General features: G+C 74.0%; 11 protein-coding genes. 6 read left to right on the top strand and 5 right to left on the bottom strand.

The window, feature by feature from the left end; translation table 11 throughout:
• Positions 1 to 149: 149 nt before the first annotated feature.
• From AZE13_RS17740 to AZE13_RS17730, 3 genes are all read right to left on the bottom strand, one after another.
• Positions 150 to 1,613, bottom strand: coding sequence for a glutamate synthase subunit beta (locus tag AZE13_RS17740; RefSeq protein WP_066932348.1), 1,464 nt, complete (start codon positions 1,611 to 1,613; stop codon positions 150 to 152).
• Positions 1,606 to 6,228, bottom strand: a complete 4,623-nt coding sequence (gene gltB, locus AZE13_RS17735; protein WP_066932346.1) for a glutamate synthase large subunit — start codon at positions 6,226 to 6,228, stop codon at positions 1,606 to 1,608. The genes AZE13_RS17740 and gltB overlap by 8 nt, the downstream gene beginning before the upstream one ends.
• A 299-nt stretch (positions 6,229 to 6,527) precedes the next feature.
• Positions 6,528 to 7,259, bottom strand: coding sequence for a VIT1/CCC1 transporter family protein (locus AZE13_RS17730; protein WP_066932735.1), 732 nt, complete (start codon positions 7,257 to 7,259; stop codon positions 6,528 to 6,530).
• Positions 7,260 to 7,643: 384 nt separating this feature from the next.
• On the opposite strand from AZE13_RS17730, the gene AZE13_RS17725 reads away from it, so the two are divergent.
• From AZE13_RS17725 to AZE13_RS17700, 6 genes are read left to right on the top strand one after another with little or no spacing between them, the layout of a single operon-like run.
• Positions 7,644 to 8,852, top strand: coding sequence for an ADP-ribosylglycohydrolase family protein (locus tag AZE13_RS17725; protein ID WP_079124105.1), 1,209 nt, complete (start codon positions 7,644 to 7,646; stop codon positions 8,850 to 8,852).
• Positions 8,849 to 10,165: an ADP-ribosylglycohydrolase family protein gene (locus tag AZE13_RS17720; protein WP_079124104.1), complete on the top strand. Its 1,317-nt coding sequence runs from the start codon at positions 8,849 to 8,851 to the stop codon at positions 10,163 to 10,165. The genes AZE13_RS17725 and AZE13_RS17720 overlap by 4 nt, the downstream gene beginning before the upstream one ends.
• A complete protein-coding gene (locus AZE13_RS17715) occupies positions 10,162 to 11,460 on the top strand; it encodes an ADP-ribosylglycohydrolase family protein (RefSeq protein ID WP_079124103.1) in 1,299 nt (432 codons plus the stop codon). Before AZE13_RS17720 ends, AZE13_RS17715 begins: the two co-directional genes overlap by 4 nt.
• The gene (locus tag AZE13_RS17710) at positions 11,457 to 12,959 is read left to right on the top strand and encodes an ADP-ribosylglycohydrolase family protein (RefSeq protein WP_258527854.1); all 1,503 of its coding nucleotides are present in this window, start codon (positions 11,457 to 11,459) and stop codon (positions 12,957 to 12,959) included. Before AZE13_RS17715 ends, AZE13_RS17710 begins: the two co-directional genes overlap by 4 nt.
• Positions 12,956 to 14,221 (top strand): CaiB/BaiF CoA transferase family protein, encoded by a 1,266-nt coding sequence (locus tag AZE13_RS17705; RefSeq protein ID WP_066932345.1) that lies wholly within the window; start codon positions 12,956 to 12,958, stop codon positions 14,219 to 14,221. The genes AZE13_RS17710 and AZE13_RS17705 overlap by 4 nt, the downstream gene beginning before the upstream one ends.
• Positions 14,218 to 15,195, top strand: coding sequence for an HpcH/HpaI aldolase/citrate lyase family protein (locus AZE13_RS17700; protein WP_258527853.1), 978 nt, complete (start codon positions 14,218 to 14,220; stop codon positions 15,193 to 15,195). The genes AZE13_RS17705 and AZE13_RS17700 overlap by 4 nt, the downstream gene beginning before the upstream one ends.
• 126 nt (positions 15,196 to 15,321) lie before the next feature.
• On the opposite strand, the gene lgt is transcribed toward AZE13_RS17700, so the two are convergent.
• Both lgt and AZE13_RS17690 read right to left on the bottom strand, forming a co-directional pair.
• Positions 15,322 to 16,335, bottom strand: coding sequence for a prolipoprotein diacylglyceryl transferase (gene lgt / locus AZE13_RS17695; protein WP_066932343.1), 1,014 nt, complete (start codon positions 16,333 to 16,335; stop codon positions 15,322 to 15,324).
• A 75-nt stretch (positions 16,336 to 16,410) separates the two neighbouring features.
• Entirely contained in the window at positions 16,411 to 17,304 is an 894-nt protein-coding gene (locus tag AZE13_RS17690) for a DsbA family protein (RefSeq protein ID WP_066932341.1), read from the bottom strand.
• Between the last annotated feature and the right edge of the window lie 84 nt (positions 17,305 to 17,388).

The following is a 17,388-nucleotide window of genomic DNA, read 5'->3' as shown; positions in this document are numbered from 1 at the left end:
GGTTCCCGTGCCTCCGTACGACGTTGTACGGGACATTCAGGGACCGTCAGGGACGGGCAGGGCAGGACCGTCAGGGACGGGCAAGGGCGGGCAAGGACCGTCAGGGACGGGCAGTGTCGGGCAGGGATGGTCGGCTGGTCGGCCGTTGGTCAGACGGTGAGGGCGCGGTCCGTCGGCCTGATGGGGGCCGGCAGGTCGCTGGCGCCGGTCAGGTAGCGGTCCACGCCCCGGGCGGCGGAGCGGCCCTCGGCGATGGCCCAGACGATCAGCGACTGGCCGCGGCCGGCGTCGCCCGCGACGAAGACGCCGGGGACGTTGGTGGCGAAGTCGGCGTCGCGGGCGACGTTGCCGCGCTGGTCCAGCTCCAGGCCGAACTGCTCGACCAGGCCGTTCTTCTGGTCGGTGCCGGTGAAGCCCATCGCGAGGGTGACCAGCTGGGCGGGGATGCGGCGCTCCGTCCCCGGCTTCTGTTCCGGCCTGCCGTCCTTGAACTCGACCTCGGCCAGGTGCAGCCACTGGACGTTGCCGTCCTCGTCGCCCTCGAAGTGGGTCGTCGAGACGGAGTAGACGCGCTCGCCGCCCTCCTCGTGGGCGGAGGTGACCTTGTAGAGCATCGGGAAGGTCGGCCAGGGCTGGGTGTGCGGATCACGCTCGTCGCCCGGCCGGGACATGATCTCCAGCTGAGTGACGGAGGCCGCGCCCTGGCGGTGGGCGGTGCCGACGCAGTCCGCGCCGGTGTCGCCGCCGCCGATGACCACGACGTGCTTGCCCTCGGCGGAGATCGGGGAGACCGTCAGGTCGCCCTCCTGCACCTTGTTGGCGAGCGGCAGGTACTCCATCGCGAAGTGGATGCCCTTGAGGTCCCGGCCGGGGACCGGGAGGTCGCGGGAGGTGGTGGCGCCGGCCGCGATGACGACGGCGTCGTAACGCTTGCGCAGCCTGGCCGCGTCGATGTCGCGGCCGATCTCCACCTCCGTACGGAACTTGGTGCCCTCCGCGCGCATCTGCTCGATACGGCGGTTGATATGGCGCTTCTCCATCTTGAACTCGGGGATGCCGTAGCGGAGGAGACCGCCGATGCGGTCCGCGCGCTCGTACACCGCCACCGTGTGGCCGGCCCGGGTCAGCTGCTGGGCGGCGGCCAGACCGGCCGGACCGGAGCCGATGACGGCGACGGTCTTGCCGGAGAGGCGCTCGGGCGGCTGCGGGGTGACGTCGCCGCTGTCCCACGCCTTGTCGATGATGGAGACTTCGACGTTCTTGATGGTGACGGGGGGCTGGTTGATGCCGAGGACGCAGGCGGACTCGCACGGCGCGGGGCAGAGGCGGCCGGTGAACTCGGGGAAGTTGTTGGTCGCGTGCAGCCGCTCGCTGGCGCCGGTCCAGTCGTCGCGGTAGGCGTAGTCGTTCCACTCGGGGATGAGGTTTCCGAGCGGGCAGCCGTTGTGGCAGAAGGGGATGCCGCAGTCCATGCAGCGCGACGCCTGCGTGCTGATGATCGGCAGCAGGGAGCCGGGCCGGTAGACCTCGTTCCAGTCCTTGACGCGCTCCTCGACCGGGCGGGTCTCGGCGACCTCGCGGCCGTGGGTCAGGAAGCCCTTGGGGTCAGCCATGAGTTGCCGCCTCCATCATCTTCTCGTGGGTCTCGGACTCGGAGAGTCCGGCGCGCTCGGCGGCGTCCTTCGCGGCGAGCACTGCCTGGTAGGTGGCCGGGACGACCTTGCTGAAGCGGGCGGTGGCGGCGTCCCAGTCGGCGAGGAGTCCGGCGGCGACGGTGGAGCCGGTCTCCTCCTGGTGGCGGCGCACCACATCGTGCAGCCACTGCTTGTCGGTGTCGTCCAGCGTGGTGACGGCGCCGGCCAGTTCGCGGTTGACCATGTGCGGGTCGAGGTCGATGACGTAGCCGATGCCGCCGGACATGCCCGCCGCGAAGTTGCGGCCGGTCTCGCCCAGGACGACGGCGCGGCCGCCGGTCATGTACTCGCAGCCGTGGTCACCGACGCCCTCGGAGACCACCGTGGCACCGGAGTTGCGGACGCAGAACCGCTCGCCGACCCGGCCGCGCAGGAACAGTTCGCCGCCGGTGGCGCCGTAGGCGAGGGTGTTGCCCGCGATGGTGGAGTACTCGGCGAGGTGGTCGGCGCCGCGGTCCGGGCGGACGATGATCCGGCCGCCGGAGAGGCCCTTGCCGACGTAGTCGTTGGCGTCGCCCTCCAGGCGCAGCGTGACGCCGCGCGGCAGGAACGCGCCGAAGGACTGGCCGGCGGAGCCGGTGAAGGTGATGTCGATGGTGTCGTCGGGCAGGCCCGCGCCGCCGAACTTCCTGGTGACCTGGTGGCCGAGCATGGTGCCGACGGTCCGGTTGATGTTGCGGATCGCGACCTGGGCCCGTACGGGCTGGGCGGTCTCGGCGGTGTCCGCGGCCAGGGCGTCGGCGGCCAGCTCGATCAGGTCGTTGTCGAGGGCCTTCGCCAGGGCGTGGTCCTGGACGGTGGCCTGGTGGCGGACCGCGCCGTCGGGGAGTGCGGGGACGTGCAGCAGCGGGGCCAGGTCCAGGCCCTGCGCCTTCCAGTGGCCGACGGCCCGGGTGGTGTCGAGCAGTTCGGCGTGGCCGACGGCCTCTTCGAGGGTGCGGAAGCCCAGCTCGGCGAGGAGCTCGCGGACCTCTTCGGCGATGAACTCGAAGAAGTTGACGACGTACTCGGCCTTGCCGGAGAACCGGTCGCGGAGGACCGGGTTCTGGGTGGCGATGCCGACCGGACAGGTGTCGAGGTGGCAGACGCGCATCATGACGCAGCCGGAGACGACCAGCGGGGCGGTGGCGAAGCCGAACTCCTCGGCGCCGAGGAGGGCGGCGATGACGACGTCGCGTCCGGTCTTGAGCTGGCCGTCGGTCTGCACGACGATGCGGTCGCGCAGGCCGTTGAGGAGGAGGGTCTGCTGGGTCTCGGCGAGGCCGAGCTCCCAGGGGCCGCCGGCGTGCTTCAGCGACGTCAGCGGGGAGGCGCCGGTACCGCCGTCGTGGCCGGAGATCAGGACGACGTCCGCGTGCGCCTTGGAGACGCCCGCGGCGACCGTGCCGACGCCGACCTCGGACACCAGCTTCACATGGATGCGGGCGGCCGGGTTGGCGTTCTTGAGGTCGTGGATCAGCTGGGCGAGGTCCTCGATGGAGTAGATGTCGTGGTGCGGCGGCGGGGAGATGAGGCCCACACCCGGTGTCGAGTGACGCGTCTTGGCGACCCAGGGATAGACCTTGTGGCCGGGCAGCTGGCCGCCCTCGCCGGGCTTGGCGCCCTGGGCCATCTTGATCTGGATGTCGTCGGCGTTGACCAGGTACTCGGAGGTGACGCCGAAGCGGCCGGAGGCGACCTGCTTGATGGCGGAGCGGCGGGCCGGGTCGTAGAGGCGCTCGGGGTCCTCGCCGCCCTCACCGGTGTTGGACTTGCCGCCCAGCCGGTTCATGGCGAGGGCGAGGGTTTCGTGCGCCTCCTGGGAGATGGAGCCGTACGACATGGCGCCGGTGGAGAAGCGCTTGACGATCTCGGAGACCGGCTCGACCTCGTCGAGCGGGATGGCCGGGCGGTCGCTCTTGAAGGCGAAGAGGCCGCGGAGCGTCATCAGCCGCTCCGACTGCTCGTTCACCCGCTCGGTGTACTTCTTGAAGATGTCGTAGCGGCGGGCGCGGGTGGAGTGCTGGAGCCGGAAGACGGTGTCCGGGTCGAAGAGGTGCGGTTCGCCCTCGCGGCGCCACTGGTACTCGCCGCCGATCTCCAGGGCGCGGTGCGCCGGGGCGATGCCGGAGGCCGGGTAGGCCTTGGCGTGCCGCTCCGCGACCTCCCGGGCGATGACGTCCAGGCCGGCGCCGCCGATCTTGGTGGCGGTGCCGTGGAAGTACGTGGCGACGAAGTCTTCGTCCAGGCCGACGGCCTCGAAGACCTGCGCGCCCCGGTAGGAGGCGACGGTGGAGATGCCCATCTTGGACATGACCTTCAGTACGCCCTTGCCGAGCGCCTTGATCAGGTTCCTGATGGCCGCCTCGGGCTCGACGCCGGGCAGGAAGGTGCCGGCCCGGACCAGGTCCTCGACGGACTCCATGGCCAGGTACGGGTTGACGGCGGCCGCGCCGTAGCCGATGAGCAGCGCGACGTGGTGGACCTCGCGGACGTCGCCGGCCTCGACGAGCAGGCCGACCTTGGTGCGGGTCCTGGTGGCGATCAGGTGGTGGTGGACGGCGGCGGTCAGCAGCAGCGACGGGATCGGGGCGTGCTCGGCGTCGGAGTGCCGGTCGGAGAGGACGATCAGCCGCGCGCCGTCGGCGATGGCGGTGTCGGCCTCGGCGCAGATCTCCCGGATCCGGACGGCCAGCGACTCGCCGCCGCCGGAGACCCGGTAGAGGCCGGAGAGGGTCACGGCCTTCATGCCGGGCATGTCGCCGTCGGCGTTGATGTGGATGAGCTTGGCCAGCTCGTCGTTGTCGATGACGGGGAACGGCAGGGTGACGCTGCGGCAGGAGGCCGCGGTGGGCTCCAAGAGGTTGCCCTGGGGGCCGAGCGAGGAGATCAGCGAGGTGACCAGTTCCTCGCGGATGGCGTCCAGCGGCGGGTTGGTGACCTGCGCGAAGAGCTGGGTGAAGTAGTCGAAGAGCAGCCGGGGGCGCTCGGAGAGCGCGGCGATCGGCGAGTCGGTGCCCATGGAGCCGATCGGCTCGGCGCCGGCCTTGGCCATCGGGGCGAGGATGACGCGGAGCTCTTCCTCGGTGTAGCCGAAGGTCTGCTGGCGGCGGGTGACCGAGGCGTGGGTGTGCACGATGTGCTCGCGCTCGGGCAGGTCGGCCAGCTCGATCAGGCCGGAGTCCAGCCACTCCTGGTAGGGGTGTTCGGCGGCGAGGGACGCCTTGATCTCGTCGTCCTCGATGATGCGGTGCTCGGCGGTGTCGACGAGGAACATCCGGCCGGGCTGGAGGCGGCCCTTGCGGACCACCTTCGCCGGGTCGATGTCCAGGACGCCGACCTCGGAGGAGAGCACGACCAGGCCGTCGTCGGTGACCCAGTAGCGGCCGGGGCGCAGTCCGTTGCGGTCGAGCACGGCGCCGACCTGGGTGCCGTCGGTGAAGGTGACGCAGGCCGGGCCGTCCCAGGGCTCCATCATCGTGGAGTGGTACTGGTAGAAGGCGCGCCGGGCCGGGTCCATGGAGGGGGAGTTCTCCCAGGCCTCGGGGACCATCATCAGCACCGCGTGCGGCAGCGGGCGGCCGCCGAGGTGGAGCAGCTCCAGGACTTCGTCGAAGGAGGCGGAGTCGGAGGCGTCCGGGGTGCAGACGGGGAAGAGCCGCTCGAGGTGGTCGCCCTTGCCGAACAGGTCCGAGGCGAGCTGGGACTCGCGGGCGCGCATCCAGTTGCGGTTGCCCTGGACGGTGTTGATCTCGCCGTTGTGCGCGACGAAGCGGTACGGGTGGGCCAGCGGCCAGCTCGGGAAGGTGTTGGTGGAGAACCGCGAGTGGACCAGCGCGATGGCGGTGGCGAAGCGGCGGTCGGACAGGTCGGGGAAGAAGGGCTCCAGCTGGCCGGTGGTCAGCATGCCCTTGTACACGATCGTCCGGGCGGAGAGCGACGGGAAGTAGACGCCCGCTTCGCGCTCGGCGCGCTTGCGCAGGACGAAGGCCTTGCGGTCCAGGGCCAGGCCGGTGCTCTTCCCGTCGGTGACGCTGTGCTGGTCCGAAACGAAGAGCTGGGAGAAGGCCGGCATGGTGGCGCGGGCGCCGTTGCCGAGCAGCTGCGGGGCGACCGGGACGACGCGCCAGCCGATGACGTCGAGGCCCTCTTCCACCGCGATCGTCTCGATGCGTGAGACGGCTTCGGCCGCCTCGTGGGCGTCGGAGGGCAGGAAGGCGATACCGACGGCGTAGGCGCCGGCCGCGGGGAGCGCGAAGGTGACCTCGTCGCGGAGGAACGCGTCCGGCACCTGGAGCAGGATGCCGGCGCCGTCCCCCGAGTCGGGCTCGGAGCCGGTGGCACCGCGGTGCTCCAGGTTCGTCAGAACGGTGAGCGCCTGCTCGACCAGCGCGTGGCTGGCCTCGCCGGTAAGGGTCGCCACGAAGCCGACGCCGCAGGCGTCGCGCTCGTTGCGCGGGTCGTACATCCCCTGCCGGGCGGGGCGGCCGTCCATGGGCGACCAGGCGGCGTCAGTGCTGCTGGTGGTCGCGGAGTGCGTGGACGCGTGGCGCATCGGCTCTCCCAACGTCGTCGTGGCATAGGCAGTGCCGAGGGACGACGTTGGCCCTCCGCGAAATTTCGTGCAGGTTACAGGATGGCTCCCTTCCCGAAAAGCGAAAAGGGGCTTCCAACATGCGGACACCGCGGTTGCGGTGGGTCAGGTGACGGCAGAACGCGGGCGGATCCGGGCCTGCCCGCAGGGCGGCGTCCGGCGGGCGACATTGCCCGCGACGCCAGGGCCTTATGCCCGGTCGTCAAGGAAACGAAACCGCTGGGTAACGCGGTCATGATGCCGTCACCCGGATGGCGCAGTCACCCTACGACGGTTCCGAAGAGTGCCCCCAGGGCGTAGGTCACACCCGCGGCGGCGCCGCCGAGAGCCAGTTGCCGCAGCCCGCTGAACCACCAGGAGCGTGCCGTCACCCGCGCCACGACCGCACCGCAGGCGAAGAGCCCGAGGAGCGCCAACAGCACCGCCGGCCAGATCGCGGAAGCCCCCAACAGGTAAGGAAGGACAGGCAAAAGCGCGCCCAACGCAAACGATCCAAAGGATGAGACCGCGGCTACGACAGGAGAAGGAAGGTCGGACGGGTCGACACCCAACTCCTCGCGGGCATGGATCTCCAGGGCCTGCTCGGGGTCCTTCGACAGCTGCGCGGCCACCTCGCGGGCGAGCGCCGGCTCCACTCCGCGCGAGGTGTACAGGGCGGCCAGCTCCGCCTGCTCGTCCTTCGGGTGCTTGCGCAGCTGGGCCCGCTCGATGTCCAGCTCGGCCTGTACCAGCTCACGCTGCGAGGCGACCGAGGTGTACTCCCCCGCGGCCATCGAGAAGGCACCGGCGGCCATCCCCGCCAGGCCGGTGATGATAATCGTCTGCTGGGACAGCGCACCGCCGGCGACGCCCGTCATCAGGGCGAGGTTCGAGACCAGGCCGTCCATCGCACCGAAGACGGCGGGGCGGAGCCAGCCGCCGTTCACATCGCGGTGGGTGTGGTTGTCACGGTGGGCCACGTGGGTCGGCGCCGCGGCATCCATGATCTCCATGACGGACATAGCTGGGACCTGCTTCCTTCACCGGGGTGTGGGCCGACAGCGGCGCTTCCCCCTCCAACACCTCGAAGCTATGCGCGAATTACCCTCCTCCGCTAGCAAGGAAGGCCGAACTTACCGCGCTGACCTGCGGTTTTCCTCGGAGGCGGGAGTTGAGACACCGGTCACAGCCGATGCCGGGCGCCGTCCGCGGTCCTTCCCCGGCTCTTCCGCGGTCCTTCCCCGGCCCTTCCGCGGTCCCTCTCCGGTCCGCCTGTTGACGGCCCGTGGTCCCCCTGCGGCCCCTGTCGTCCCCCTGTGGTCCGTCCGGGGAGTCGACCGGGTGACCCTGCCGCCGCGGGCAGGAGAGCCGGGCCGCCACGTGGCACGGATACCACCATGACTGCCGCGCACCCCCCGTCCCCGCCGCCGGAGCGTCCCGCCCCGTTACGCGACCGGGCCCGCGGTGCGCTGCTCGGGCTGGCCGTCGGGGACGCGCTGGGCGCGCCCGCGGAGAACCTGAAGCCCTCTCAGATCCGGTGCCGCTGGGGCCGCATCGAGGGCTACGTCGAGGACGACCCGGCCGGCACCGACGACACCGAGTACGCCCTCTTCTCCGGGCTGCTGCTGGCGGCCCACGGCTCGGCGCTGACCGTCGCCGACGTCGAGGCGGCCTGGCACGAGTGGATCGCCGACCGCGACGAAGGGCCGTTCCGCGGCGCCGGTTTCAGCGAGCGCGGCACCCTGGAGAACCTGCGGCGCGGCCTGGCCGCCCCCATCTCGGCACAGCACCGGCACGCCTGGAGCGACGGCCTGGCGATGCGCGCCGCGCCGTTCGGGGTGTTCGCCGCCGGACGGCCCGCCGAGGCCGCCCGGCTGGTCGCCATCGACGGCACGGTCAGCCACGACGGCGAGGGGATCCACGGCGGGCGGGCGGTGGCCGCCGGGGTCGCCGCCGCCATGGTCGCCCTCCCCCGGGGGCCGTCGGCAGGCCTCCGGTCCGCCACCGACGCGGTCGTCGCCGCCGCGCTCTCCGTCGTACCGGAGGACTCCTGGACCGCCCGCTCGCTGCGCCGCGCGGTGGGCGCCGCACAGCGCTGCCGGCACGATCCGGGCATCACCCGGCTCGGTACCGAGCGCGCGGTGCGCTCCGCCGTGGTGGTCGGCGGCTACCCCTGGACGGATCTGGCGCCGGAGGCCGTCGGGCTGGCGTTCGGCGCGTTCGCCGCGGCCGGTGGCGACTTTTCCGGGTCGGTGCTGACCGCGGTGAACATGGGCCGCGACGCCGACACCACGGCGGCGGTGGCCGGCGCGCTGGCCGGTGCGCTCCACGGGGCGGGCGCGATCCCCGAGGCCTGGGGCCGCGCCATCGGCCCGGCCCGCGGCAGCTGTCTGCCGTCGATGGCCGGCCATCACGTCCTGGACATCGCGGAGCTGTTGACACCGGGCGGCGAGGCGGCGGGCGTGGCGGGCACGGCGGCCACAGCGGGCGCAGCTGACGCGGCGGGCACCGCGAGCCCGACGGATGCGGCGCGCACGGCGGGCACGGCGGGCACGGCGGCTGCGGCGGGCTCGGCAGACGCGGTGACCGGGGTGAGGGCCGGATGAGCGGCCGGCGCGCCCCCCAGGGCGCCGCGGACCCCACCGCCCGCGACCGTGTCGAGGGGCTGCTGCTCGGGCTGGCCGCGGGCGATGCCGCCGGGTGGCCCGCCGCGCGGCACCGGGCGGCGCGGATGCCCGAGTGGACCCGGCGGCTCACCCGCGAGCTGGACACCTTCGCCGAGCAGAACGCCACCACCACACTCCCCGTGCCGATCGCCCTCAACCAGCCGCCGGAGCCACTGCTGCTCGGCCCGTCCGACGACGCCGAATGGGCGGCCTTCACCGCCGAGGCCGTGCTCACCGCCGCCGGTACCCGGCTCGCCGGCCCCGGCCGCGACCGCCGGATCCGCGCCGCCCTCGACCTGGCCTGGAACGCGCTGGCGGGCGAGGTCGCCGCGGCCGCGGACCGGGCCCCCGAGGTGGAGTCCGCGGTGCTGCCGCTGCGCGCCCGGATCTCCGTACGGGCCGGGCTGGGCAACCTCGCCGCCGGGCTGCGGCCGCCCGCCACCGGCCACGACAATCCGCACTTCTTCGACGACGCGGCCTGCGTACGGGCCACCGTGCTGGCCGTGGTGCACCCGGGCGAACCGGCCGCGGCGGCCGATCTGGCCGAGTACGACGCGCGCTACACCCAGGACGGCGACGGGGTGCACGGCGCCCGGGCGATGGCCGCCGCGGTCGCGGCCGCGCTCGCCGGGCGGCCCGCCGCGGACTGCGTCGGCACCGCGCTCGGCCAGCTCCCCGAGGGCACCGAGATCCGCCGCAACACGCTGCACGCGCTCCGGCTGGCCGAGACCTTCGCCGCCGACGCTCCCGGCCGTTCCGACCACGCCGGCCACTCCGACCGCTCCGGGAGCGCCGGCCGCGCCGGCCGGTCCGGGAGCGCCTTCGCCCTGGTGCCCGTGCTGGAGCACGAGATCGTCGACCACGTCTACAGCTACGGCATCGCCGCCGCCGAGACCGTCCCCATCGCCCTCGCGCTCGCGCTGGCGACGGACGGGCTGGCCGCCGAGGCGGTCCCGGCCGCCGCCTGCCTGTCCCGGGTCGCCGACTCCGCCCCCGCCCTCGCCGGGGCGCTGACCGGCGCGCTGACCGGCGCCGCCGCGCTGCCCCGCACCTGGCGTGACGCCTGCCGGGTGCTCTCCGGCTGCGCACTGCCCCGGCTGGCCGGCACCGACCTGGTCGAGCTGGCCGGGCGGCTCGCCGGTACCGGGCCGACCACCCCTCACACCGCTCCCGATGCCCCGCCCGAAGCCCGCCCCGAGGCCGCACCGGCCCCGGCCTGCTCCCCCACCGCGGAAGGACTCCTCCACCCATGACGTACACCAGCGAGACCCCGCCGACCGCGCCGGGCCGGTCCGAACCCCCGGCCACCCGGATCCGGCCGGTCACGCCCGCGGCAGCCGACGCACCCGCAGCGCCCGCGGCACCCGCGGCGCCCCCGGCCCCGCCGTCCCTGGAGGACCGGGCGATCGGCGCGCTGGTCGGCGCCGCCGTCGGCGACGCGCTCGGCGGGCCGGTCGAGGGCCGGACCCCCGAGGAGATCGTCAAACGGCATGGCGGCCGGGTCACCGGCATCGTCGGCCCGTTCCACGACGACTGGCGCACCGCCCGCCCGCTCGCCCCGTACCACAAGGGAAACGGCCATGTCACCGACGACACCCTGATGACCCATGCCCTGGTCCGGGTCTACGAGTCGGTGCGCGACCACCTCGACGCCTACGACGTCGCCGACCACCTCGTACCGGACCTGATCGGCACCCCGCGCTGGATCCCGGAACTGGAGACCGAGGCGCTGCCGCTCCAGCGGATCTTCCTCGCCGAGAAGTGGATCGTGGCGCGGCTGCACTACGGGCACGCCGATCCGCGCGAGGCGGGCGTCGGCAACATCGTCAACTGCGGTGCGGCGATGTACATGGCGCCGGTCGGCGTCGTCAACGCCGGCAACCCCGACCGGGCCTACGCCGAGGCGCTGGACATCGCCGGCGCCCACCAGTCCTCGTACGGGCGGGAGGCGGCGGGGGTGTTCGCCGCCGCGGTGGCCGCCGCGTTCGCGCCCGACGCCACCCCGTCCTCGGTCGTCGTCCAGGCGCTGCGGCTCGCCAAGGACGGCACCCGCGCCGCGATCGAGGCGGTCTGCGAGGCCGCCGCGCCGCTCGACGGCTTCGAGTCCGCGCTGGCGCCGCTGCGGGCGGCGGTCGCCCCGTTCGACACCGTCGGCCCCGACTACCGCAACCCCTCGCTGGGTGCCCGCCGCCCCTCCCGGCTGCACTCCGTCGAGGAACTCCCCATCGCCCTGGGCATGTTGCTGGTCGGGCGCGGCGACTACCGGGCCACCGTCCTCGGCTCGGTCAACTACGGCCGCGACTGCGACTCGATCGCCACGATGAGCGGCGCGCTGGCCGGCGCGCTGCGCGGCGCCACGGCGGTACCGGAGGAGTGGAGCGGGGAGGTCGCCCGCGCCAGCCGGCTGGATCTGCAGGCGCCCGGAGCGTCACTGGCCACCGTCGCGCGCGAGGTCTTCACCCGTGACCGGGCCCGCGCCCGTACCCATGAGCAGGCCTTCACCGCGATCTCGGCGATCCCCGCGATGACGGAGGCGGGCGTACGGTGACGGCTCCGGCGGCCGCCGTTCCGTCCGCGCCACCGGTGTACGGGGCGCCGCTACGGGTGACCTGGGTGCAGCCCGAGGACCTGCTCGGGCACGAGCTGCGGCAGGCGGCGGAGGACGGCCGGGACGCGGCCGGGATCGCGCGCCGGTGGCGGGCCGCGGGCGGCCGGCCCGCACCGGACCGGGCGGGCACCTCCCCCGCCCCCGCAGAACCGGCACTGCGCACCCTGGCGAAGGCTCTGCTCGATGAACTCGCCCTGCTGCCCAGCCCGTTGGCGGACGAGGAGCCCACCGAACTGACGGGTATTCAGCTCTCCTGGCCCCGGGGGACGTTGACGGTTCAGGCGGACGACACGGAGGCGCTGACCGCGCGGCTGGAAGCCGCCTGGCTCGGGCGGGCGGCCGGGTGTCTGCTCGGCAAACCGGTCGAGAAGCTGCCGCTCGACGGGATCCGGGCGATCGCCCGCTCGACCGGGAACTGGCCGCTGCGCGCGTACTTCACCGGGACCGGACTCGACCCGGCGGTCGCCGCCCGCCACCCGTGGAACCGCCGCAGCCGGGACACCTCGCTCGCCGAGAACATCGCCGGGATGCCCGAGGACGACGACCTCGACCACCCGTTGCTGGGGCTGCTGCTGCTCGAACGCCACGGGCATGGCTTCGGCACGTCCGACGTGGCACGGCTGTGGCTGGACGAGCTGCCGGCCGGCCGTACCTTCACCGCCGAGCGCGTCGCGTACCGCAACCTCCTGGACGGGATCGAGCCGCCGGACACCGCCCGGTACCGCAACCCGTTCCGGGAGTGGACCGGTGCGCGGATCCGGGCGGACGTCCACGGCTGGACCCGGCCCGGCGATCCGGCCGCCGCCGCGGCCCAGGCCTGGCGGGACGCGGTCCTCAGCCACACCGCGAACGGGGTGTACGCGGCGATGTTCACGGCCGCCGCGCTCGCCGCGGCAGCAGGCGGTGACGCAGATGTGCACGGTGCGCTGCGGGCCGGGCTCGCCGTGGTCCCCCCGCGGTCCCGGCTCGCCCGGGCCGTCCGCCTGGGCATCACGGCGGCGCACGACGAACCGGCCGGCACGGCGGAGGGTTTCGCGGCCGTCGTCGACCGGCTGCACGCGGAGTACCGGCACTACCACTGGGTGCACGCGGTGCCGAACACGGCGCTGCTGGCGGCCGCGCTCACCCATGCCGACGGGGACTTCACCGGCTCCGTGTGCCGTGCGGTGTCCGGCGGTTGGGACACCGACTCCAACGGTGCGACGGCCGGTTCGCTGGCCGGACTGCTCGCCGGGTCGCCGGCCGCGCTGCCCGGCCGCTGGACGGCGCCGCTCGGCAACCGGCTCGCCACCGGCGTCGGAGGGCTGGACGGCATCGGCTTCGACACCCTGGCGCGCCGGACCGCCGCGCTCGCCGTCCGCACCCCCGACCGGCCCGACCGACCGGAGCAACCCGACGGACCGGACCGACCCGACCCACCGGAGGTATCCGCACCATGACCGGCCACCACACCCCGGCGGACCCGTCCCGCTCCGGCCCGCCGGAGCGGGACGGCCTGGGACAGGCAGGGCTCCCGGCGCAGGCCCTGGCCGGGCTGCGGGTGCTCGACCTCGCCACGCTCTTCGCCGGGCCGCTGGCCGCCACCCTGCTCGGGGACTTCGGCGCCGAGGTGATCAAGGTCGAGCATCCGCGGCGGCCCGACCCCGCGCGCGGCCACGGTCCGGCCGAGGACGGCATCGGGCTGTGGTGGAAGCTGCTCGGCCGCAACAAGAAGACCATCACGCTGGACCTGTCCCACCCGGACGGCAGGGACGTCCTGCTGCGGCTGGCCACCGGGGCCGATGTCGTCATCGAGAACTTCCGGCCCGGAACCCTGGAGAAGTGGGGCCTGGGCTGGGACGAGCTGTCCGCCGTCAACCCGCGGCTGGTGCTGGCCCGGGTCACCGGCTTCGGCCAGTTCGGCCCGTACGCCCGGCGCCCCGGGTTCGGCACGCTCGCCGAGGCGATGAGCGGATTCGCCGCGATCACCGGGGAGCCGGACGGGCCGCCGACCCTGCCGCCGTTCGGCCTCGCCGACGGGATCGCCGCGCTGACCACGTCGTACGCCGTGCTGACCGCGCTGCGCGGGCGGGAGGCCTCCGGCCGCGGCCAGGTCGTGGACCTGGCGCTGATCGAGCCGCTGCTGACCGTGCTCGGCCCGCAGCCGCTCTGGTACGACCGGCTCGGGCACGTCCAGACCCGGACCGGCAACCGCTCCGGGAACGTCGCGCCGCGGAACACCTACCGCACCGCGGACGGCTCCTGGGTGGCGGTCTCCACCTCGGCCGAGTCCGTCGCCGAGCGGGTGATGCGGCTGGTCGGGCGGCCGGAGCTGATCGACGAACCCTGGTTCCCGACCGGCACCGGGCGGGCCGCGCACGCCGACGAGCTGGACGAGGCCGTCGGCGGGTGGATCGCCCGGCACGGCCGGGCCGAGGTGCTGGCCGCGTTCGAGAAGGCCGAGGCGGCCGTCGCACCCGTCTACGACATCCGCGGTGTCCTGGCGGATCCGCAGTACCGGGCGCTGGGGACCGTCACCGAGGTCCCGGACGACGAACTGGGCACACTGCGGATGCAGAACGTGCTCTTCCGGCTCTCGGAGACGCCGGGCGCCATCCGCTGGGCGGGCCGCCCGCACGGCGCGGACACCGATGAGGTGCTGACCGGGATCGGCCTGGACCGCGCCGCGATCGACGGACTCCGCCGGGCGGGCGCGCTGTGACCGTGCGCCCGCCCCGGGAGACCGGCACGTTTCGGGAAGCCCCCGCCCGGACTCCGCTGACCTGGCTCTATGTGCCCGGTGACCGCCCGGAGGTGGTCGCCAGGGCGCTCGGCTGCGGGGCCGATGTGGTGGTGATCGACCTGGAGGACGCGGTCGCCCCGGACCGCAAGGCGCGGGCCCTGCGGGCCACCGCCGAACTGCTCGGCGACCCGGCCCCGGGTCCCGCGCCGGTGCACGTCCGGGTCAACGCCCTGGACGGGCCGCTCGCCGAGACCGAGATCCGCACGCTCGCCGCGCTGCCGGGCCTGGCCGGGCTGCGGCTCCCGAAGGTGCGCGGGCCGGCCGATGTCCACCGGGCGGTGGCCTGGGCGACGACGGACCGGGTCCCGGACCGGGCGATGGCGGACCGGGGCGTGGGCGGGACGACTGCGGACCGGGGCGTGGGCGGGACGACTGCGGACCGGGGCGTGGGCCGGGTCTCGCCTGCGCTGTACGCGCTGCTGGAATCCGCGCTGGGTGTCGAGCACGCCTTCGCCATCGCCGTCGCGCACCCGGCGCTGCACGGGATCGCGCTCGGCGAGACCGACCTCTGCGCGGAGCTGGGCGTACGGGACGACGCGGGGCTGGCCTGGCCGCGCAGCCGGACCGTGGTCGCGGCCCGCGCCGCCGGGCTGGCACCGCCGCCGCAGTCGGTCTACCCGGACGTACGCGACCTGGACGGACTGGCCCGCTCCTGTGCGCAGGGCCGGGCGCTGGGGTTCCTGGGGCGGGTGGCGATCCACCCCCGTCAGCTCCCGGTCATCGAGGCCGCCCATCTGCCCTCACCGGAGGAGGTGGCGGCGGCGGAGCAGGTGGTACGTGCGGCGGCGGAGGGCGGCGGGGCGCGGGCGCTGCCGGACGGGCGGTTCGTGGACGCGGCGGTGGTGGCGGGAGCGCGGCGGGTGCTGTCGCTGGCCGCGCGGCGGCCCGGCTGAGGGCCACCGCCGGACAGCGCCGTACACAGCGGAGCGCCGGGCGGGTGCCGAGGTCTCCCCCGCACCCGCCCGGCGCTCTGTGGTCCGGCGGCGGTGTCCCGCCGCGGTCGGGGCTTCGCCCCCGCTTCAGGACTTCTTGTCGCTGCCGCTGCCGGCCGGCTTCTCCGACGCCTCCCCCGGCGCCTTCTCCCCCGGCTTCCGCGGCGTCCTCGGTGTCCGGTCCGCCGGCTTCCGTGCGGTGGCCCTGCCGCCGTCGGCGCCCTCCGTGCCCGTACCCGTGCCCTGCTCGGCGGCGGCCTCCTGGGCCGCGCGCTCCTCCAGCGCTCCGGGCTCCACGATCTCTTCCCGGCCCGGTGCCCGCCGGGCGGAGACGACCATGTAGACGACGGCCAGGACGAGACCGATCAGCGCGGTCCAGACGTTCAGCCGCAGGCCGAGGATGTGGTGCGCGGTGTCGATCCGCATGTACTCGATCCAGGCGCGGCCCGCGCAGTAGGCGGCGACGTACAGCGCGAAGGCCCGTCCGTGGCCGAGCTTGAACCGCTTGTCGGCCCAGATCACCAGCAGCGCGACGCCGACGCACCACAGGGACTCGTAGAGGAACGTCGGGTGGAAGGTGCCGCCCACGCGCCCGATGGCCGGGTCGGCGCTGATCTCCAGCGCCCAGGGGAGATCGGTCGGCTTGCCGTACAGCTCCTGGTTGAACCAGTTGCCCCAGCGGCCGATCGCCTGGGCGAACGCGAGTCCGGGCGCCACCGCGTCCGCGTACGCGGGCATCGGGATGCCCCGGCGGCGGCAGGCGATCCAGGCGCCCAGCGCGCCGAGCGCGACCGCGCCCCAGATGCCGAGGCCGCCTTCCCACACCTTGAAGGCGTCGAGCGGGTGGCCGTTCGCGCCGAAGTACGGCTCGGGAGTGGTGATGACGTGGTAGAGGCGACCGCCGACCAGCCCGAAGGGCACGGCCCACACGGCGATGTCCGCGACCGTGCCGGAGCGGCCGCCGCGCTGGATCCAGCGCCGGTTGCCGAGCCAGACGGCGAAGAAGACGCCGATGATGATGCAGAACGCGTAGCCACGCAGCGGGATCGGGCCGAGATGTACGACGCCGACCGACGGGCTGGGAATGAATGCGAGGTCCATGGCAGGGTCGACGCTACCGCGCCGGGCGGGTCCGGCGACAACCCGCCCGGCTACGGCTGCGTAACGACCCCACGGTCAGGAGTCCTCGGGTGAGCCGCCCGTCCGGTGGGAGGCTCCGGTGCTCGGGGCGGTGCCCGGGGTGGTGCTCGGGGCGGTGCTCGTGCCGGTCGTCGGGACCTTCCCCGGCTGCTTGCCCTTACTGGCGGCCAGGACCGCCTTCCGCAGGTCCTTGGGGGTGAAGTGGCCGTTCTTCTCCTTGGCGAGGTTCTTGCCGTTGAGCAGGACGGTGGGGGTGCCGCCGTATCCGGAGCGGGAGAAGGCCTCGGAGGACTTCCGGACGAAGCCGTTGTACCTGCCGTCGTTGACGCACTGGGTGAAGGCGGGGGTCACCAGGCCCTTGACCTTGCCGGCCAGTTTGATGAGGTGCTGCTTGTCGGCGAACTTGTCGTCCAGCTCGTCCTTGGGCTGGTTCGAGTAGAGGACGTCGTGGTACTCGCGGAACCGTCCGGCGTCCTGGGCGCAGAGGGCGGCGTTGGCGGCGTTGAGGGACCCCTGGCCTCCGGTGTTGCCGTCGATGATGGTGACGAGGTGGTACTCGGCCTTGAGGTGGCCTGCGTCCTCCAGCTCGTGGATCACCGGGCGGAAGCCGACCTCGAACTGCTGGCAGGCGGGGCAGCGGAAGTCCTCCCACACCGTGAGGGTGGAGGGGGCGTCGGGGGCGCCCACCGGGACGGCGGGCCGGTCGCCGCCGGTGGCCTGTCTCGGGCGCGCGGTTTCGTTGTCGGAGCTGCTCCCGCCGCTGCCGGCCGTGGCGGCCCAGACGGCGAGGCCGCCGGCCGCTCCCAGCACCGCCAGCACGGACCCGGCGACGACCGCCTGACGGCGGCGCCGGGAGCGCGCGTGTTCTTTCGCCCGCTGGGCCTGCAGCCGCTCGCGGGCGCTTCTCCTGTCGTGATTCTTCGGGCTCACGCCCCTGGACAACGAAGCGGAGGGGTGCCCGCGCACCCCTCCGCACCGATGTTCGCCCTATCGGGGGACGGCGTACCGCGTCGC

This window comes from Streptomyces sp. NBRC 110611, from assembly GCF_001590865.1.
Lineage (GTDB): Bacteria > Actinomycetota > Actinomycetes > Streptomycetales > Streptomycetaceae > Streptomyces.
Note: the sequence above shows the minus strand (reverse complement) of the source record. Positions and strands in the feature narration are given on the sequence as shown.